The following is a 19,103-nucleotide window of genomic DNA, read 5'->3' on the forward strand; positions in this document are numbered from 1 at the left end:
GGCTGAATATGAATTCGAATGCATTTTTGCTCAAGATGAGCTGTCTGGCTGTGGCGCTATGTGCTGCTCAATCTGCTTTTGCGGATCAGCCCTGGTCACAGGATCGTCAATGGCTCCTCGGCGACTGGAATGGCCAGCGCCAGCAACTGGAAAAAGAGGGCTATAAATTTAACCTCAATGTCATGAACCAGACAGCAACAGTGCTGGACGGTCTGGACCATCATCCCACCAAAAATGCCAATCAGGTGGCATTGGGTGCAAATTTTGATTTGGCTAAAATTGCGGGATTACCCAACACGACAGCCGCTCTCACCGTGACCAAACGGGATGGACGTAATATTGCCAGCAATATTGGCATGAACGGTAGTCCAACGGAAATCTATGGGCGCGGCAATATCTGGCGCTTGACGCAAGCATGGATTAAAACAGGATTTCTGGACAATACCCTACAGTTTAAGCTTGGGCGTATGGGCATGTCCGAGGACTTTAATGGCTCACACTGTAATTTCCAGAGTCTGATTTTATGTGGTGGCCAAGTGGGCAAGAGTCAGGGCGACGTCTGGTATAACGGTCCGGTGAGTGGCTGGGCTGTAAATGTTAAATACCAGTTTCTGCCTGAATGGACCTTTGGTGTGGGCGTTTATGAAAATAATCCCGAAAATACTGAAGTGAAGGACAATGCCAATTTCAACCTGTCTACGGATCGGGCCAAAGGTGTCCTGATTCCAGTCGAATTGGCTTGGAAAACCAACAAATTAAACGGCTTGGCGGGCGAGTATAAAGTTGGCGGTTTCTGGAGTAGTCATGGCTATGACCGGGTTGATGCACAAGCAGGACAAGATCCAAAGTCGGCCATCTGGCTGAATACCCAGCAACAGTTGAGCAGCAATGCCACGGATTCAAAGGGTGGTTTATATGGCGCCGTGAATCTGGTCTGGAACAACGATAAAACCGCCAATATTTCTGATACCCAGCAAATCGCCTTCTGGTACAAGGGAGCCTTGCCATCACGACCGGCCGACCAGATCGGTTTCGGGGTGGGGCGTTATAAATTTAACGACCAGATCCTTGCCAATCATGATCGTGATGATGAGATGAATGTTGAACTGAACTATGTTTACAACTATTCCCCAGCCGTAATGTTACGTCCCAATATCCAGTATGTTTATCAGCCAAGGGGTAATCCGTCTCGTGATAATGTCTGGGTAGCCGGTATTTCAGTTGGGCTGAATTTCTAATACAGGAGTATGACAGATGTCTGAATCTTCAAGCTCGCATACCATGCTGAAAATATGGTGTTTTATTCTGGGGCTGGTTTTATTGCTGACCGGACTGTTTTTTACAGTCGGTGGGGTAAAGCTGGCGACTTTAGGTGGATCATGGTATTTCGTGATTTCAGGTGCCCTTACGCTGATCGCTGCACTTTATATTTTCAGGAAAAAAGCGCTCGGTGTCTGGTTATTTACCCTGGTATTTGCGGGAACAATCGTCTGGTCGTTGTTTGATGCAGGGCTGGAGTTCTGGCCTTTATTTTCTCGACTGATGTTTCCAGCAGGCTTATTTGCGGCCCTGATGTTTACTTTACCTGCCATTCGTCGTTATCAATTTCAACCGAGTGCGGATTTACCTGCTTATGGTCTTGGAATATTGACAGTGATTGGTATGGTGATAGGTCTTTATCAGATGTTCCAGCCACATCCAACCGTCACTGCGTCGGGTCAGGCATTACCGCTAATCCCGGTAAAAACCGATATGAAGAAGAGCAACTGGCAGCATTATGGTCAGGATGCAGGGGGGAGCCGTTTTGCGGCACTGGATCAGATTACACGTGATAATGTGCATCAGTTGAAAGAAGTCTGGCGTTTCCGTACCGGTGATTTCACCACAGGTTCAGGCAATGGTGCAGAAGATCAGATGACCCCGCTACAAGTCGGCAACAAGATTTTCCTGTGTACCCCGCATAACAATATTTTTGCCTTGGCAGCGGACTCCGGTAAACAACTCTGGAAAGCAGAAGTCAATTCCAAGTCAGATGCATGGGAACGTTGCCGTGGTGTAGCTTATTTTGACTCAACGCAAGCGCTGGTTCAGCCGACGCTGGCTGGAGCGACACCGGTAAAAGCGGTGGCAAACAATACTTCATGCTTACGTCGTGTCTATACCAATACACCGGATGGTCGTTTAATTGCCGTCAATGCAGATACGGGTGAACGTTGTAAAGACTTTGGGGTAGAAGGCACCGTTGACTTGCTCAAAGGCTTGGGTGAGGGAACCACAGCACCACGTTTTGAAGTGACTTCAGCACCAACCATTGCGGGTACGGTAATTGTCGTCGGTAGCCGTATTGCCGATAATTTTGCAGCAGATATGCCTGGTGGTGTAATTCGTGCATACGATGTGATTACAGGTGAATTACGTTGGGCCTTTGATCCACGCAATCCTGATCCAAACTATGTGTTGAAGGATGGAGAAACCTATAAACGTAGTTCTGCCAACTCTTGGGCAGCGATGTCTTATGATCCGCAGATGAACACGGTATTTTTGCCAATGGGTAGCTCATCTGTCGATGTATGGGGCGGTAACCGTCAACCACTGGATCACAAATACAACTCATCCGTACTGGCTTTAGATGCGACCACAGGTCAGGAAAAGTGGGTCTATCAAACAGTTCATAATGATTTATGGGATTTTGATTTGCCAATGCAGCCTAGTCTGGTCGATTTCCCGATGAAGGATGGCAGCAACAAACCTGCTGTGGTAATTGGAACCAAATCCGGCCAGTTCTTTGTACTGGATCGTGTAACCGGGCAGCCATTAACCAAGGTGGTTGAGCAAGCGGTGAAACCTGCGGATATTCCGGGGGAACAATACAGCCCAACACAGCCACGTTCAGTCGAAATGCCGCAGATTGGTAATCAGACCATAACGGAATCTGATATGTGGGGCGCCACACCATTTGACCAGCTCATGTGTCGTATTAACTTTAAATCGATGCGTTATGAAGGTTTATTCACTGCACCGGGTACCGATAAATCATTGAGCTTCCCGGGTTCTCTAGGCGGTATGAACTGGGGCAGTATTGCCTTTGATCCAAGCCATCAATATATGTTCGTCAATGACATGCGTTTGGGCTTATGGATTCAGTTAATTAAACAGACGCCGGAAGATCTGGCAGTTCAGGCCAATGGTGGTGAAAAAGTGAATACCGGTATGGGCGCCGTACCAATGAAAGGAACCCCATACAAAGTCAATAAAGACCGCTTCTGGTCGAAATTGATGATTCCTTGCCAAAAACCGCCGTATGGCACCATTACTGCAGTAGATATGAAAACGCGTCAGGTTGCATGGCAAGTGCCAATGGGAACGGTAGAAGATACTGGCCCGATGGGAATCAAAATGGGCCTGCCTGTTCCAATTGGTATGCCAACCATTGGCGGTCCAATGGCAACTCAAGGTGGTTTGGTATTCTTTGCGGCGACTCAAGATTATTACTTGCGTGCACTGGATTCATCTTCGGGCAAAGAGCTTTGGAAAGCGCGTTTACCTGTCGGTAGCCAAGGTACACCGATCAGCTATGTGTCACCGAAATCAGGTAAGCAGTATGTGCTGATTACTGCAGGTGGTGCGCGTCAATCGCCTGATCATGGAGACTATGTGATTGCGTATAGCCTGAACTAAAGCTTTTTTAATCGATAGTAATAAAAAAACGGCAATCCTCGGTGATTGCCGTTTTTCATTTAGATATCCAGATCATTTTTTAACAAATGCTATTGAAAGCTTCACACAGCATAATTGGCATATTCATTGCTTTATTTAGGATATCTGGTCTGACCAGTCAGACAATGCCTTAAATTGGAGCAGCGATGCAACTTGAAACATTTAATCAACTCGATCCAGAGAGAGCAGCAGGTGTTTTACAGGCCTGTGTGCATATCCCGGACTGGATTGCTGAACTGCTACAGCAACGTCCTTATCCAGCTAAAGAGCAACTTTATCAGGCTGCAGTGACACAAGCGCAGGCATGGTCCTGGCCTGAAATTTCTGTAGCTTTGGCGCAACATCCCCGCATTGGCGAGAAAAAAGCAGCAGCAGTTTTGTCTGAGAAAGAGCAGCATTTTTCCCAACTTGAACAAGCTCAGGTTGAAACGGATGCTGTGCTGCAACTGGCGCTATATCAGGGCAATTTAGATTACGAGCACAAATTTGGGCATATTTTTCTGATCCGTGCGGCGGGCCGCTCTGGTCAGCAAATCTTGTCCGAATTGCAACGTCGCTTACTCAATACGGTCGAACAAGAGCAAGTCGAAGTAAAACAACAGTTGGCTGAAATTGCCTTGATTCGTTTAGAACAGGAGATTCAATAATGGCGGGGATCAGCACACATATTTTAAATGCAGCACTGGGGCAGCCAGCACCTCAGGTATTGGTGAAACTCTATCAGGAAATCAATCATCAATATGTTTTGCAGGATAAACAGTTGACGGATTCGGATGGCCGTATTCCTGCTTTCAGGGTCGAAGCATTTATCCCAGCCAATTATCAGTTGATTTTTGAAGTAGGGGATTATTTTCAGACTTTGAACACAGCCAGTTTCTATCCAAGCGTCTGTATCGATTTTAAGGTCACTGATACGCAACAGCATTACCACGTGCCTTTATTGATCAGTCCATTTTCCTATTCAACTTATCGCGGTAGCTAAATCAACTTAAACAATGTGGACCTTATGAATCTAATTTGAGGAATTAACCATGCATCAAGACAACACATCTACAGAACGAGAGGCGCTGATCTCGGCAGAACATCAATATTTAGGCATGAATAAAAACATTTTATATGGTTTGCAGCATGTGTTGACGATGTATGGTGGAATTATTGCACCCCCATTGATTATTGGAGCTGCTGCAGGACTGGAGGCTTCAGAAATTGGATTGCTGGTGGCTGCTGCCTTGTTTGTAGGGGGCTTGGCGACGGTGTTGCAAACCCTGGGTCTCAAGCATTTCGGAGCAAAATTACCGATTGTTCAAGGCGTTTCTTTTGCAGGTGTTGCGACCATTCTGGCAATTGTCAGCACCGGTGGCGGGTTAGCCTCTGCCTTTGGTGCCGTAATCGTTGCTTCCCTCATTGGTTTATTGCTGACACCATTTTTCGCCAAAATCATCCGCTTTTTTCCACCCGTCGTAACCGGTTGTGTGATTACCATGATTGGTATTTCACTGCTGCCTGTGGCGATCCGCTGGATTATGGGGGGTAATCCCAAAGCTGAGAACTGGGGCGATCCGGCTAATGTCGGTCTGGCGGTGATGACGCTGGCGATTGTGATTATCTTCAGCATGTTGCGTAGTCAGATGCTCCGTCGGCTCGCGATTCTGGTTGCCATTATTCTAGGTACTGTGCTCGCCTATGCGGCAGGATTTACCGATTTTTCAAAGGTCAGTACAGGTCCGGTTTTTGCATTTCCAAGTTTCTTCCATTTTGGTTCGCCTGTATTTGAGTTTTCTGCCATTCTTTCCATGACGATTGTGACTTTGGTGATTATGACCGAAACCACCGCCGATATTATTGCCATCGGTGAAATTGTTGGAAGCAAGGTTGATTCGAAACGTATAGGCGACGGTTTACGTGCCGATATGTTATCGAGCGCCATTTCTCCGATCTTTGGTTCATTCATGCAAACAGCTTTTGCCCAAAATGTCGGGCTGGTTGCCATGACGGGCATTAAAAGCCGTTTTGTGGTGGCGACTGCAGGAGGAATCTTGATTATCCTCGGCTTATTGCCCATCGTGGGGCGGCTGGTGGCATCAATTCCAATGCCCGTTTTAGGTGGTGCTGGCATCGTGTTATTCGGTACGGTTGCCGCCAGTGGTATACGTACCTTAGCCAAAGTGGATTATAACGATCATAAGAATCTGATTATTGTGGCCACTTCACTGGCTATCGGCATGATTCCTATCGTCAATCAGGAATTCTATGCACAATTTCCAACATGGGTAAAAACCTTATTGCATTCAGGTATTAGCTCAGCCTGTATTACCGCTATCTTACTCAACATCATTTTTAACCATTTACCGTTCACTAAAAAAACAGTGGAAGTAGCAAGCTTGCCTGTAAATTCAGGGCATTGATCATCGCGGGTTCAGGGTCGAATATTTAGTCTGAATCCCGCTTTTTACCTGCACATTATTCAAAGTTGCTTATTCAAGCTTGAATAGGTCAAGGGGAGTTTTTGTCTTGAAAAAGCCAGAAACAGGATTTTTAAAAGCCAAAAGTGATTTTTTAAATCAAATCTTACGGGGAATTTTATGAGAAGTTTTAAATTAAAATCAGCCATACTCGTGCTCGTGATGAGCCCAGCCATACAGGCGTGGGCAACGGATACCAGCCTGAATCATCTATTGAACCTGCAACAGGATTGTCAGGTGAACGATCAACTGGCTGCGGCTTTTGCCTGTGGCAGCCTGCATGGTGCAGTGAAATCAACCTATTACTCACTCAATAATGCTTATTTTGTGGATAATCTGAATCAGGATACGGCTGTCATCGGTGGCTATATCAAATACGAAACAGCGCCTTTTTATGGGGTGCAGGCAGGAATTGGCTATGATATTCAGCGACGTTTAGATGAGAAAGATTATAAGGCTGAAGTCGATGAACTCAAGGAAGATGGTGATGGTTTAGCAGAAGCCTATCTGACATGGAAAAATGATTTGGCTCGGGTGACCGTCGGGAATCAGCGTCTCAATTTACCGTTTATGGGGGATTATGCAGACCGCCGTGTCTTGATGTTTTTATATCAGGCCGCCGATGTCCAGTTCGGAGACAATAACGATTTCTTGCGCCTGACCAAAGTCAATAAATATAAAAGTTATGGCGAAGATGAGTTTACAAAAAGCGCTCGTCAGAACTCGAATCTGCAAACCGATGGGGTTTGGTCAGTGGGTGTTGGGAAACGTTTTCACTTAGCCGACGATCGAAGCTTAAAAACCCAGTTGTGGTATCAAAGTTATGATGATTATACCCGTCTGATTTATACACAAGCGGATCTGGCAATGCCAAAACTTAAATATGCCCCTGAGTTTTCACTGCAATATATGTCTGGCAAAGATCAGGGCAAAGCACTGGCAGGTGAGGTGAACAGCCAGATTTTTGGTGCACAGGCAGCAGTTAAGGTCTTGCCTGTAGCCACTTTAAAAGTTGCATATAACTATATTAAACCAGATCGTGAAAGTTATCTGAATGGTGCACTGTTAACGCCGTATGCCGCCAAAACCTCTTCAGGTGAAATTTTTGCCCAGCCTTTTTTTACCAGTACTCAGGATTTAGGTGCGGGCAATGCTTTGATGTTGTCCTTAGAGGGTAAACTAACAGATCAAGTGATTGCAGGGGCACGTTATTCATTTATGGATTTAAAGGAAGCAGAGCATGTGGTCAGCCGAAACCAATCTGAATATATGCTATTCGGTATTTATAATTTTACAGGGGCGCTAAAAGGTTTCAGTATCAGTAATTTTGCAGGGATTCAGACTTCCCCACGTTATGACAAGAACTTCTTGCAGAACCGTTTGACACTGAGTTATAAATTTTAAGCAATGAGTTCAACATCGAATGCATATTCTCGTCGGGATATGCATTTTTTGTGGACTGCAACATAAGACGAAAAAAAGCCCCCTAGAAAGGGGGGGAGTTAAAAACAAAAAGACTTAATCCAGTGGATTACCGATAATATTACTGATGATGCCTTGCATGATGTGTGACCCTTGCTCCTGATAGAGCGATTGATACCATTCTTCAGTCACCTGAGGATCTTTCATATGGGTGACATCACAACGTTTACGTGCTCTCAAGACCATTTCTCGTGTACGTTCATTACGTTTGTTTTGATAACGCGCCAAAGCATCTTCCAGACCGAAGGTATTGATTTGCAAGGCACGGGCGAGATATATCGCATCTTCCATGGCCTGGCAGCCACCTTGGCCAATATCTGGTGTGGTGCTATGTGCTGCATCACCTAACAGCACCACACGTCCTTTGTAAAAGTCCATAAAAGGTTCAATATCATGGATTTCGACACGATTGGTTTTTTGCTCATCTAAATGTTCAATCAGTTTTTGTACAGGTTCACACCAGCCGCTAAAATGAGTTTTGAGATCTTGCTTATAGTATTCACGTCGATTTTCCAGTCCTGCCTCTAAGGGGACATCAAAGAAGAAATAAAAACGATTTTGGGCCACCGGCATCAGTGACACACGTTTGCCTTCGCCGATATAAGTGGTCCATTGCATGGCAGGCGCAATGGCTTCATCAATATTAACCAGACCGTTCCAATTGACATAACCCGCATAGCGGCGTTCGACTTGATAGCCCAGTACAAATTGTCGGGTGAGAGAATGTGTACCATCTGCACCAATCAGTAAATCAGCCCGAACTTGTGAGCCATCCTGAAAATGAATGGTGACCTCATCTTGATGGCTTTCAATCGCCGTCATTTTCATGCCCAGTTTGATATCTGCCAGACCAAATTGCTGCATTAATAAATGTTGTAGATCGGCCCGGGCGACCGGATAGGCACGTTGCCCGACTTCTTTATATAAAGGAGATAAGCTAAATTGAGTCATGGTTTGTTGGCTCAGTCCATCGACATAGGCCAAAGACTCCATTTGCCCGCCGAGAGCCTTAATTTGATCGGTTAGGCCTAGATAATTCAGGCACTTGACTCCATTTGACCAAAGTGAAATGGCTGCACCGACAGGTAATATTTCGGCTGCCTGTTCATAGATCGTGACTTGATGTCCAAATTTTTTTAACGCGATACCAGCAGTCAAACCGCCCATACCTGCACCTACAATCGCAATATTCATCGTTCAGACCCTAAAGATATAAATAAGTTTCTAAACAGTTCTAAGCGAGAAGTGTGCCAATTTTATCAACTGGTTTTACTGGTCATACCAGATGGTTTGCTTTATTAAAAAGCATAAAAGGGAAGGCTGCATGGATATGGTTCAAGGCATGGGGCAAAGTGGTGCAGATTTAATTTTCATACTTAGATTGAGCTGTTATGCCGAGCAAAGTACACACCCGCACGTTGCGCAGCACCAATAATATGCGCTTGCATGGCTTTTTCAGCCGCAGCTGCATCCTGATTAAATAAGGCTTGCAGAATGAATTCATGTTCCTGAATGGTTTTAAATGCCAGATTCGGCTGGACAAAAGGCAGGATCTGGCTTTTTTTAATCCATTCGGTATGCATCTTAAGTGTTTGAATAATCGACTGATTATGACTAAGTTCAATAATATGCTGATGAAAGGCATAATCTGCCTCAGAGGCGGCCTGCCAGTTCTGTGCCTGAATTGCAGAGGCTAGTGACTGGTAATGTTGCTGTAAGGTCGACTTATCCTGTTCAGTTAAATATTCGCAGGCCAACAGCGCACAAAAACCTTCCAGTACGTAGCGTAATTGATAGAAATCCTTGAGAGAAACACGGTGTTCGCCGTCCCATTGTTCGGCGGCCTGACTATGTTGTGAAATCACATAAACCCCTTTACCCGCCTTGATTTCCAATAATCCTAAAGCGGCAAGACGGGTGAGGGCCTCGCGTAACGAAGCACGGCTGATGCCCAACTGGAGGGCAAGATCACGTTGTGAGGGTAAGGCAGAACCGACAGGATAGGTATTCTGTTGAATGCGTTGATGAATTACTTCCACCGCTTGCTCAGTCACCTGAGATGATTTTCCATTGAGCAGAGCTTGTGGACTCATAAGCAACACGCCTTAAAGATCAAAATAAACAGTTTGATTCTACACAAAATTCATCTTTTTGTTGGTGCTGTCGATCAAAAATCGCTATATTTTTAACAACAGGTCAGACCAGTTGGACTGGATTTTGCATAATAGAATAGAAATTAAACCTTCAGGAACGATCAATGACAGTGCATGTTGCTAAAACCGTAGCTTTACCGACCCATTTGCAAGCATTAACCAATCTCGCTGATGCCAGAATTGGTGCAAATATTGTGAGTTGTTCCGATGAGTTTTTTGCAGAAGCTGCAAGAATGTTGCAAAGTGCACCCGCTCAATTCATTGAAGGAAAATATGATGATCACGGTAAATGGATGGATGGTTGGGAGACCCGCCGTAAGCGTGAGTCTGGCTATGACTGGTGTATTGTTCGTTTAGGTGTAACGGGGATTGTATCTGGATTTGATATTGATACCTCATTCTTTACAGGCAATTATCCGGCATCTGCTTCTATTGAGGGCTGCTATGCACCAGATAATCAATTGGAAGGGATCAGCTGGACTGCTTTATTAGAAAACTCGGTTTTATCTCCGGATCAGCATCATTTCTTTGATTGCTCAGCACAGAAAATCACGCATATTCGCATTAATATTTTCCCTGATGGTGGGATTGCACGTTTAAGAGCGTATGGCCGTGTGCTGCTCGAACATGTCGATACAACCCGGCAGATGGACTTGATTGGTTTAAAAAATGGCGGGCGTATTGTGGCCTTTAGCGATGCGCATTTTGGTCATCCGAATAATTTGCTCAGTCCGGATCGTGGGCTAAATATGGGCGATGGTTGGGAAACAAAACGTCGCCGTGCGCCAGGTTTTGACTGGTGCATTATTGCTTTGGGACAATCTGGATTCGTTGAAAAAATTGAAGTCGATACCGCATTTTTTAAAGGCAATTTCCCCGCATTTTGTTCGATTCAAGCCGCTTATATTGAAAATGCAACCGATGCACAACTGATTCCGCAAAGTATGTTCTGGCCATTTCTATTGGAACAGCAGCCTTTGACCATGGACCATATTCATGAATATGTTGCAGAAGTACTGCAACATCAAAAAGTGAACTATATCCGCGTCAATATGATTCCCGATGGTGGGATTAGCCGGATTCGTTTATGGGGAAAAGTAGTTGAATAAGTTAAATTATATTATTTAGTACGATTGTACGATCTCATAAATTGGCTGTTTATAAGCTGATTTTTATATAGGTGTTATCTTACTTTTCAAGGATGATGAGCTGTGAAACAGCGTAAGGCAAAAATCTTTCGCAGCTTTACCGCTGCTCATTGGCTGATGGTACGTCCTTGATACCACAGCCAAACAGGCGGCATCCATGCCGCCAACCACGATAGTGAAATATTACTATAATTTTCATTTAGATAAGTGAGATTTGAGCTGATATTTCTTTGTATTAAAGAGAATGGCTATGTGTGAGAAAACTATTGTAATCCAGCCTTTAACTCAGGACAGTTTTGCTGCTTTTGGTGAGGTCATTGAAAAGAGCGGCAAAGACTTTATCCCGATTAATCAGGGACTCACTGAGCGTTATCACGCCTTATCACTGGCACAAATTTCAGGTGATCATGTTGCTGTTGGGATGAGCATTTTTCACAATTTATTTGCAACTCAGATTCCATTTCAAATTGAGATGCTGGAACGACATCCTTATGGTTCACAGTCCTTTATTCCTTTACAGCAGCAGAAATTTATTATTGTTGTGGCACTGCCTTTGGATCAGGATCGTCCCGATGAACAAAGGATTTATGCATTTATGAGTAACGGACAACAGGGAATTACTTATCATCAAGGGGTATGGCACCATCCTTTAATTACTTTGGAAGCCAATAGTGATTTTCTCGTGGTTGATCGGATTGGTGGCGGCAGTAATTGTGATGTCCACCATTTATCTCAGGTTCGCTGGATCACTGAAGCTTTAGTACAGTCAGAGATCGTCAATCTCTGACTGTACAAGTTTTATAAAAAGAAGATATGTACTTTAAAATATTGGAAGGTTGTTCATTTTAATCTAGAATTCTTGATCGTAAGAATATTCGCGTATCTTTATTATTTTCTAATTAAGATTTTTATATAAAACATAAATATTGATTTTCTATGTCAACAAAACGTTATGTAGCAAGAGAATTGCTTGAGCAGCACACAAAGCAAAAGAAGCAAGAAAAATTAGAACAAAGACGTTTGGCGCTTGAACAACAAGCTAAAGTAAAAAGAAAAGCGAAATTACAGATTGCTTTTTGGATTATCTTATTTGTTTTACCCTTATTTTTATTTCCAGCATATCCACGCAATCAGTGGCAGTATGAGATTTATCGTTATATTACAGAGCAGATGTTGATTACGGTGGGGACTAAAGGTCCATTGCCATTTTTTACTATTCTTTCAAGTATTTATTGTACTATTTTAACTTTTGTCGCGGGCTGTTACATGTGCCTGTTATTTATTAAGAAAGTAGGCATGAACAAGGCGTTTCAGGAAAAAATTTATAGTAAGTTTTTTCAGGCTGAGTTTGAGGCATCGAAGAAATATCCGTGGCTGGAGAAGCCATGGATTAAAAAAACGATTGTTTCAGGGATATTTTTATTCTGCTTTATCATGGGGATGGGCCATTTTCTTTTGGAAAATATCTCCTTTCAGGATGGTAGTCGTAGAGGTGCACTTATCCAGTTAGGTTATAATTATCGGATTGGTGTACTTTTTTGGGAAAGTATGTTTAGTGTCTTTACTATATTCCCATTTTTTTATTTTGGTTTTTTATTTATTTATCTTGTTAACTATTTTTTCCGAGGATTAGGCACTGGAAAAATTATTGTTCCCCAAAAAGTGGTACCTAAAAGAACCAAGAAGAGATCACGGAAAAAATAAATCGATAATTTTTAATGGTAGACAGAGACCATCTGCCTCTGTCTACAAGGAATCAACGATTAATATTTCCCTTTAAAATTCGCACTGATGCGTTGTTTTAAATATTCCTTCGCTGTAATTGCTGGATATTTCTGTTGTGGACTTTCAATCAGCACATCTTCATTGGCTTGGCAGAAGAATGCCAGACTATAACGCGGCCCTTGATATTCATCTGCTTCCGGATTTTTGACCCGATGGAAATTAGAAGGTAATTGGTCATCACTCCAACGCATCAGCATATCGCCAATATTACAGGTGATCACATCATCTCGTGGTTCGATACTGGTCCATTGTTGCTGTTCCATATCTTTACCTGGGCACACTTGCAGACCACCTTGACCATTACGTTGAAACAACAAGGTTAAACAATCAAAATCGGTATGTGCGCCTGCACGCCATAGCCCCAATTGATCTTTTAAAGCAGGATCAATGGCATAGTAATGCAACATTCTTAAAGTACTTTGATAGCTGTCTTGTTCCGGATCATGCGCCAGCGTAAAGAAATTATCGGCAAAACCCAGTTTATAAGCGAAACAGGAAAGTATTTTCATACCCACTTGCCAGCAGGCCTGTTCAAATTCAAGCATGGTATTTTTAAAGTCAGGTAGCTCTTGCTCGGTTGGATAAAGTCCGTCCATACGTGGGCGAGTGATTTGGTAGGATTCTTTCTGGTCTGGGGTACTGGTTGATGGACGAACCTGCGCCTTACTTTCCCAACCTCCATTGCGATTGAGCGGGTAACGCGCTTTGACAGGTTCAGGTAGAGCAAAAAACTGTTGTGTCATGTCAAATGCAGTTTGGATTTGCTCAAGTGGAATACCATGATGCGAGACCTGAAAAAAACCAATATCCGTTGCTGCTGCCCAAAGCTGTTCGGCAATTTCAAATTTACGTTGTTCAAAGTTGGATAAATCAATCACTCGAACTTCACGTTCAAAGGTCTCTTGACCTAAAGCGCCCATACGCGCTTCTTTTTGCAGTTCTTCTAAGCTGTAGTCATTTTCCGCTAATGCAGACATGTTGGCGCTATTCATATTTCAACCTCATCTTCTGGATAAACCGTGACCCAATCAAATGAATTGAAAGAGACGGGGTCACATTCAAAAAAAAGCTTCATTCCCTTCAAAAGATCGTTCTGATGAAGAGCCTAAGCTGATTTCTGAGCAATGACCCACATAACAGCCGATGTGACTGACTATGCTGAACGCTTCTACTCTGACATAAAGGATGAAGCAGTTTTTGTGCCAGTTTATAAAGTGAAATACAATGATGTTAAAATCGGCCTGAATTTTGAGCTATGTTGAATGGTTTAATTCACACTGCGTAAAATTAATTCAATGGTTAAGCTATCTGCAAGAAAGGACAGTAATGAGCGTATTTAATCGGCATACAGTGAATTGTCCACCATTTGGAAGATTGAAATATGGCAGTGCACATTGGCTGGGAGAAGTTGAACTTGGGGCATTTGAAGGGATGCTTAGGGTTATTGTTCGAGCAAAGCGTGATGGTCCAACAGATGCGCAGATTGCAGCAATGGCTCGTTTGCTTTCTGATATCGCGTCCATCAAGGCATTGGCAAGTAAGGCAATGGTTGATGTTTTTGAGGATTGTGAACTTCTTCCAAGCGACTTTGGTTCTGATGTGCATCATATCTGGCAGTATCTTTCCCCTTGTGAAATAGAGGTTTCCGATGAAAACTATTTTGGTGGTGAAGATAATCGGATCAATATAATGATTATCTTTGAGTCATCACAACATTTGGATTTTTTACCCGCTATAGTGACGATTGATGGATACTTCGAGGAATGTGTGTCGGGAACTTGATGGCAACTTTTACCCTGTTTCAGAACAATTGTTGATATGCAACATGGCTATTTAAAACATCCATTTGTGCAGTAGGTAGTTCATTTAAGGTGCAACTGCACGTACTGAATGCACTATTAAACTGCACTCAACACCAAAGACTCAATACAGTCTATTCATCTTAGAACAATTAAAAATAAATCCGACCTAGAGAATTACCAACAAAAACAAGGTGAAATCAATCTTGGCACAGAGCTTGCTAAATCATGATTGAGTATAAGCGGTCAGTATGGCAAACATACGGGACATTGCTCTACAGCGTTTGCTGTTCCTCTTTCGGGGACAAAGCCAATTGATTTGGCTTTGAGAGAAATGTGTAGCTTATACATTGATTACCCCCCTAAAAAGAATAGCAAGATGAATCCATACAGATTTAGGGGTCTTATTTATGAATATTCAGCACTATGTAGGCAAAGGGCGACGTACTGTAATTGCGGGCGCGTTATTGGGACTAGGCACAGTTATCAGCTCAACTAGTTTTGCAGCCGATAAACTTGTTTTACAAACCACATGGTATGCGCAAGCCGAGCAAGGTGGATATTATCAGGCACTGGCACAGGGAATTTATAAAAAATACGGACTTGATGTCGATATCAAAATCGGCGGGCCACAAGTCAATAACATGAGCTTATTATTGTCCAAGCGAGCCGATATTATTATTAATTATGATCTACAGGTCTTAAAAGGCATCGAAAGCAACTTTCCCATCAAAGCGGTGGCAGCACCATTCCAGTTTGATCCGCAAGGTGTACTAACCCATAGCGATGTAAAGTCTTTGGCCGATCTGAAAGGCAAAACCATTCTGGTCTCGACCAGTGGACAAGCAAGCTGGTGGCCTTGGTTAAAAGGCAAATATAAATTAGATGTAGCACAAGCTCGCCCGTATACCTTCAATATGCAGCCTTTTTTAGCAGGCAAAAATGTAGTCCAGCAAGCCTATGCCACATCTGAGGTTTTTCAGGCCAAAAAAGCAGAACCTTCGAGTCATTTCTTTTTATTTGCTGATGCGGGTTATCCAGCCTATGGCGGCATTTTAGTTACCCGTAATGATGTGATCCAAAACAAACCAGAGGTACTACGCCGTTTTGTTCAGGCATCGATGGAGGGATGGAAAAACTACTTAGCCGATCCACGTTTGGGCAATAGCATCATTAAAAAAGAAAACCCGAATATGAATGATGAACTACTGGCTTTTGCAGTCGGGCAAATGCGCAAATTGAAGTTGATTGATGGTGGAGATGCCAAGACCCAAGGCATTGGCGTCATGACGGATGCACGTTGGAAAGCAACCCGAGATTTTATGGTGAATGCAGGTTTACTCAAAGCCCAAACCAATTGGAAAGCCGCTTATACCACTCAGTTTGTTAAAGCAGCCAAATAATCTTAGATACTTGCCTGAGAAGTAAGTCAGGGTGAAAGGGTGAACAAAATAGGGCACTCGCACGAAGGGGGAAACCACATGAATTCTGCTTTACCAATGGATACACCAATACATGAGTCTTCGAGCTTTATTACGCCGATGATTATGGCCAGAGGGGTTGAAAAAACCTATCCAAATGGCACCAACGCCTTACAACGATTAGATTTAAATATTGCCCGTGGTGAAATTGTTTCATTACTGGGGCCGTCAGGTTGCGGTAAAAGTACCTTGCTAAAAATGTTTGCCGATCTGGAGCACCCATCTGCCGGAGTGGTGCGCTGGAATGGCAAGGCTGAGATGCAATCGCAATGCAAAATGGCCATGGTGTTTCAGGAGGCAACGCTGATGCCATGGGCCAATATCGAAGACAATGTGCGTTTACCTCTCGATTTACAACATATCTCAAAATCAGTGAGTACCCCGAAAGTGATGGCGGCTTTAGCAGCTGTAGGTTTAGAGAAATTTAGTAAAGCCTATCCACGGGAACTTTCGGGCGGCATGCAAATGCGTGCCTCTTTGGCCAGAGCCTTGGTGACTGAACCTGATCTGTTATTGATGGATGAACCTTTTGGCGCTTTGGATGAGTTTACTCGCCATAAACTGGATAGTGATATCCGGCAATTATGGTCAGAGCGAGATCTCACGGTGGTGTTTGTGACTCATAGTATTTATGAGGCCATGTATCTATCTTCACGGGTTATTGTGATGGGCGCACGGCCTGGGCGGGTAGTCGCCGATCTGGACATTGAAGGACCTTATTTACGTGACGATGCTTTCCGAAGCTCAGAGATTTTTATCCGACAATGTTCGCATCTATCGCAATTATTGGCTGAGGCAAGTGGAGGGCATGCTCATGATTAAACCCTTGATACAACATCCAACCGTACAACGTATCGCGGCTCCGCTTGGTTTGGGGCTGGTCTTTCTGCTGATTTGGCAGTTGAGCTTCCAGCAGCTTGCGGTGCCTGTTTATGTGGTACCCAAGCCTAGTGATATTGTGATGGCATTGATTCATCAATCCAGTATGTTATTTGGCAGTTTATGGGTCACTCTAAAAATTACCTTATTGGCTTTTGCATGCGCGGTGATGATCGGTACATTGGTCGCTTTTGTGTTTGTACAGAGTCGCGTGCTCGAAGCCTGTTTTATGCCTTATGCCATTTTATTTCAGGTCACACCGATTGTCGCGATTGCACCTCTGGTCATCATCTGGATTCAAAATACCACTTTAGCGTTAGTGGTGTGTGCCATGCTGGTTGCGGTTTTTCCCATATTAACCAATACCACCTTAGGTCTGCGTAGTGTCAATAAAGGTTTGCTTAACCTTTTCCAAATCAATAAAGCCAGTCGCTGGCAGATTCTGATGCGCTTACGTGTGCCGAATGCGTTGCCTTATTTCTTTGGTGGCTTGCGGATTTCCTGTGGCTTGGCGCTGATTGGTGCGGTGGTTTCCGAGTTCGTTGCCGGTGCGGGTGGCACCAGTGCAGGTTTGGCTTATCAAATCTTGCAAGCAGGTTTTCAACTGGATTTACCACTGATGTTTGCTGCACTATTCCTAATTACTTGCACGGGTTTGGGCTTATTTGTCGTGATGTCTTTATTAAGCCAGTTCTTTTTAAGTAAATGGCATGAGAGTGAGCAAGTATGAGTCCAAAGCAATTAAATCAAAGCTATTTAATTCAAAATGCCCATGCCATTTTAACGGGTTTATCTGGAGAGGCTGCACGTGCTTCATCCACTGATATCCGTATCCAATCAGGACAAATTACTGAAATAGGTCGGTTAAATGCTCAGCCGAATGAACAGGTGATTGATGCTAAAGATTGTGTAATTTACCCGGCATGGGTGAATACCCATCATCATTTATTTCAGTCCTTGTTAAAGGGTGAGCCACAAGGGTTGAATCAAAATCTGACCTCATGGCTTGCCAGTACGCCGTATCGGTTTCGTGGTGCGTTTGATGAAAACACTTTCAGGGTTGCAGTACGGATTGGTCTTGTCGAGCTATTACGCTCGGGGTGTGCAACGGTAGCCGACCATCATTATTTGTATTGGCCCAAGATGCCATTTGATGGCGCTGCGATTTTATTTGATGAAGCCGAAAAACTGGGTATGCGCTTTGTGTTGTGTCGTGGTGGAGCAACACTTACACGTGGCTTGGAAAGTGAATTGCCTCAAGCCCTACGACCTGAGAAATTTGAAGACTATATGGCGGATATTGAGCGTTTGGTGCGGCACTATCATCAACCCGATTCAAAAGCTTTCCGAAAAATCGTGATGGCACCGACTTCAACCTTGCATTCGACTACAGCACAACAATTACGGGAAAGCGCCAAAGTCGCCAGACAATTGGGGATTCGGATGCATAGCCATTTATCTGAAACGGTGGATTATCTGGATGCAGCACGCGCCAAGTTTGGTATGACCCCAGTCCAGTTCTGTGCCGAGCAGGACTGGATTGGCAGTGATGTCTGGTTTGCGCATCTGGTGAAATTATTACCCGAAGAAATTCAGTTGCTGGGACAAACTCAGACAGGCATTGCACATTGCCCGCAGAGTAATGCCCGTTTGGGCAGTGGTATTGCCGATCTGGTTGCTTTGGAACAGGCAGGCATGACGATTTCGATCGGGGTAGATGGTGCAGGTTCCAATGAAGCTGCAGATATGTTGTCTGAAACCCATGCCGCTTGGTTATTGCAGCGAGCCAGAAAGGGGATGTTAGCCAAGCCACAATATGAGGGAGGGCAATTTGAAGGTGGTGCAGATGCTGCCAGTATTGAGGATGTAATCCGTTGGGGAACGATGGGGGGAGCCAAGATTTTAGGGCTTGATCAAGTCGGGACAATCGAAGTGGGGCAACAGGCTGACTTGGTCATATATCAGTTAGATGATCCTCGTTATTTTGGATTACATGATATGGCGATTGGACCTGTGGCAAGTGGTGGACGCGCGCATATTAAAGCGATGTTTGTAGCAGGGAAAATGGTGATGGAAAATGATCAGGTTCCTGATCTGGATATGATGGAGTTGGCTTGGCAAGCCAAGCAAGCGGTGAAGCTGTTACAACAGCGCAGTATGGGTATGGCAAAAATAGCCTAAGCTAATGGATTACCTT

At 44.0% G+C, this 19,103-nt stretch carries 17 protein-coding genes; 14 read left to right on the forward strand and 3 right to left on the reverse strand.

Annotated elements, in window-relative coordinates:
- Nucleotides 1-8: 8 nt before the first annotated feature.
- The 6 genes from J699_RS12675 (at nt 9) to J699_RS12650 (ending at nt 7,583) form a co-directional block, all read left to right on the forward strand.
- Nucleotides 9-1,238 (forward strand): carbohydrate porin, encoded by a 1,230-nt coding sequence (locus tag J699_RS12675; RefSeq protein ID WP_032867026.1) that lies wholly within the window; start codon nt 9-11, stop codon nt 1,236-1,238.
- Between the two features lie 16 nt (nt 1,239-1,254).
- Nucleotides 1,255-3,678 carry a glucose/quinate/shikimate family membrane-bound PQQ-dependent dehydrogenase gene (locus J699_RS12670; RefSeq protein ID WP_032867028.1) on the forward strand — a complete coding sequence of 808 codons (2,424 nt, stop codon included), beginning with the start codon at nt 1,255-1,257 and terminating at the stop codon, nt 3,676-3,678.
- Nucleotides 3,679-3,863: 185 nt separating this feature from the next.
- The gene (uraD, locus tag J699_RS12665) at nt 3,864-4,364 is read left to right on the forward strand and encodes a 2-oxo-4-hydroxy-4-carboxy-5-ureidoimidazoline decarboxylase (RefSeq protein ID WP_032867030.1); all 501 of its coding nucleotides are present in this window, start codon (nt 3,864-3,866) and stop codon (nt 4,362-4,364) included.
- A complete protein-coding gene (uraH, locus tag J699_RS12660; RefSeq protein WP_032867032.1) occupies nt 4,364-4,699 on the forward strand; it encodes a hydroxyisourate hydrolase in 336 nt (111 codons plus the stop codon). The genes uraD and uraH overlap by 1 nt, the downstream gene beginning before the upstream one ends.
- A 49-nt stretch (nt 4,700-4,748) precedes the next feature.
- Nucleotides 4,749-6,122: a nucleobase:cation symporter-2 family protein gene (locus J699_RS12655; RefSeq protein WP_032867034.1), complete on the forward strand. Its 1,374-nt coding sequence runs from the start codon at nt 4,749-4,751 to the stop codon at nt 6,120-6,122.
- A gap of 177 nt (nt 6,123-6,299) precedes the next feature.
- Nucleotides 6,300-7,583: an OprD family outer membrane porin gene (locus J699_RS12650; protein ID WP_032867036.1), complete on the forward strand. Its 1,284-nt coding sequence runs from the start codon at nt 6,300-6,302 to the stop codon at nt 7,581-7,583.
- Between the two features lie 114 nt (nt 7,584-7,697).
- Here J699_RS12650 and hpxO read toward each other — a convergent pair whose 3' ends face one another.
- Both hpxO and J699_RS12640 read right to left on the reverse strand, forming a co-directional pair.
- Entirely contained in the window at nt 7,698-8,855 is a 1,158-nt protein-coding gene (hpxO, locus tag J699_RS12645; RefSeq protein WP_032867037.1) for an FAD-dependent urate hydroxylase HpxO, read from the reverse strand.
- Nucleotides 8,856-9,037: 182 nt separating this feature from the next.
- Entirely contained in the window at nt 9,038-9,754 is a 717-nt protein-coding gene (locus tag J699_RS12640; RefSeq protein WP_009509224.1) for a FadR/GntR family transcriptional regulator, read from the reverse strand.
- A 164-nt stretch (nt 9,755-9,918) separates the two neighbouring features.
- On the opposite strand from J699_RS12640, the gene alc reads away from it, so the two are divergent.
- The 3 genes from alc to J699_RS12625 all read left to right on the forward strand — a co-directional run bounded on the left by alc (nt 9,919) and on the right by J699_RS12625 (nt 12,666).
- Nucleotides 9,919-10,923 carry an allantoicase gene (alc, locus tag J699_RS12635; RefSeq protein WP_032882771.1) on the forward strand — a complete coding sequence of 335 codons (1,005 nt, stop codon included), beginning with the start codon at nt 9,919-9,921 and terminating at the stop codon, nt 10,921-10,923.
- A gap of 289 nt (nt 10,924-11,212) precedes the next feature.
- Complete coding sequence (locus J699_RS12630; protein ID WP_032867041.1) at nt 11,213-11,749, forward strand: ureidoglycolate lyase; 537 nt, start codon at nt 11,213-11,215, stop codon at nt 11,747-11,749.
- A 149-nt stretch (nt 11,750-11,898) separates the two neighbouring features.
- Nucleotides 11,899-12,666 (forward strand): hypothetical protein, encoded by a 768-nt coding sequence (locus J699_RS12625; protein ID WP_032867043.1) that lies wholly within the window; start codon nt 11,899-11,901, stop codon nt 12,664-12,666.
- Between the two features lie 59 nt (nt 12,667-12,725).
- Here the strand turns inward: J699_RS12625 and J699_RS12620 are convergent, their stop codons facing one another.
- On the reverse strand, nt 12,726-13,739 hold the full coding sequence (locus J699_RS12620; protein ID WP_032867046.1) for an isopenicillin N synthase family dioxygenase: 1,014 nt from the start codon (nt 13,737-13,739) through the stop codon (nt 12,726-12,728).
- A 334-nt stretch (nt 13,740-14,073) separates the two neighbouring features.
- Here J699_RS12620 and J699_RS12615 point away from each other — a divergent pair, with 334 nt between their 5' ends.
- The 5 genes from J699_RS12615 (at nt 14,074) to J699_RS12595 (ending at nt 19,087) form a co-directional block, all read left to right on the forward strand.
- Entirely contained in the window at nt 14,074-14,529 is a 456-nt protein-coding gene (locus J699_RS12615; RefSeq protein WP_032867048.1) for a hypothetical protein, read from the forward strand.
- A gap of 427 nt (nt 14,530-14,956) precedes the next feature.
- Nucleotides 14,957-15,949: an ABC transporter substrate-binding protein gene (locus tag J699_RS12610; protein WP_032867051.1), complete on the forward strand. Its 993-nt coding sequence runs from the start codon at nt 14,957-14,959 to the stop codon at nt 15,947-15,949.
- A 78-nt stretch (nt 15,950-16,027) separates the two neighbouring features.
- Nucleotides 16,028-16,849: an ABC transporter ATP-binding protein gene (locus J699_RS12605; RefSeq protein ID WP_032867054.1), complete on the forward strand. Its 822-nt coding sequence runs from the start codon at nt 16,028-16,030 to the stop codon at nt 16,847-16,849.
- Nucleotides 16,842-17,636, forward strand: a complete 795-nt coding sequence (locus tag J699_RS12600; protein WP_032867057.1) for an ABC transporter permease — start codon at nt 16,842-16,844, stop codon at nt 17,634-17,636. The genes J699_RS12605 and J699_RS12600 overlap by 8 nt, the downstream gene beginning before the upstream one ends.
- Nucleotides 17,633-19,087 carry an amidohydrolase family protein gene (locus J699_RS12595; RefSeq protein ID WP_032867060.1) on the forward strand — a complete coding sequence of 485 codons (1,455 nt, stop codon included), beginning with the start codon at nt 17,633-17,635 and terminating at the stop codon, nt 19,085-19,087. Before J699_RS12600 ends, J699_RS12595 begins: the two co-directional genes overlap by 4 nt.
- Nucleotides 19,088-19,103: the final 16 nt, after the last annotated feature.

The sequence above is a fragment of the Acinetobacter sp. 1000160 genome (genome assembly GCF_000588715.1).
Classification (GTDB): domain Bacteria; phylum Pseudomonadota; class Gammaproteobacteria; order Pseudomonadales; family Moraxellaceae; genus Acinetobacter; species Acinetobacter courvalinii.

Bases quoted from the DNA above. Each gene is read 5' to 3' on its own strand.
- J699_RS12675 (WP_032867026.1), top strand. From the start codon at position 9: ATGAATTCGAATGCATTTTTGCTCAAGATGAGCTGTCTGGCTGTGGCG.
- J699_RS12670 (WP_032867028.1), top strand. From the start codon at position 1,255: ATGTCTGAATCTTCAAGCTCGCATACCATGCTGAAAATATGGTGTTTT.
- uraD (WP_032867030.1), top strand. From the start codon at position 3,864: ATGCAACTTGAAACATTTAATCAACTCGATCCAGAGAGAGCAGCAGGT.
- uraH (WP_032867032.1), top strand. From the start codon at position 4,364: ATGGCGGGGATCAGCACACATATTTTAAATGCAGCACTGGGGCAGCCA.
- J699_RS12655 (WP_032867034.1), top strand. From the start codon at position 4,749: ATGCATCAAGACAACACATCTACAGAACGAGAGGCGCTGATCTCGGCA.
- J699_RS12650 (WP_032867036.1), top strand. From the start codon at position 6,300: ATGAGAAGTTTTAAATTAAAATCAGCCATACTCGTGCTCGTGATGAGC.
- hpxO (WP_032867037.1), bottom strand. From the start codon at position 8,855: ATGAATATTGCGATTGTAGGTGCAGGTATGGGCGGTTTGACTGCTGGT.
- J699_RS12640 (WP_009509224.1), bottom strand. From the start codon at position 9,754: ATGAGTCCACAAGCTCTGCTCAATGGAAAATCATCTCAGGTGACTGAG.
- alc (WP_032882771.1), top strand. From the start codon at position 9,919: ATGACAGTGCATGTTGCTAAAACCGTAGCTTTACCGACCCATTTGCAA.
- J699_RS12630 (WP_032867041.1), top strand. From the start codon at position 11,213: ATGTGTGAGAAAACTATTGTAATCCAGCCTTTAACTCAGGACAGTTTT.
- J699_RS12625 (WP_032867043.1), top strand. From the start codon at position 11,899: ATGTCAACAAAACGTTATGTAGCAAGAGAATTGCTTGAGCAGCACACA.
- J699_RS12620 (WP_032867046.1), bottom strand. From the start codon at position 13,739: ATGAATAGCGCCAACATGTCTGCATTAGCGGAAAATGACTACAGCTTA.
- J699_RS12615 (WP_032867048.1), top strand. From the start codon at position 14,074: ATGAGCGTATTTAATCGGCATACAGTGAATTGTCCACCATTTGGAAGA.
- J699_RS12610 (WP_032867051.1), top strand. From the start codon at position 14,957: ATGAATATTCAGCACTATGTAGGCAAAGGGCGACGTACTGTAATTGCG.
- J699_RS12605 (WP_032867054.1), top strand. From the start codon at position 16,028: ATGAATTCTGCTTTACCAATGGATACACCAATACATGAGTCTTCGAGC.
- J699_RS12600 (WP_032867057.1), top strand. From the start codon at position 16,842: ATGATTAAACCCTTGATACAACATCCAACCGTACAACGTATCGCGGCT.
- J699_RS12595 (WP_032867060.1), top strand. From the start codon at position 17,633: ATGAGTCCAAAGCAATTAAATCAAAGCTATTTAATTCAAAATGCCCAT.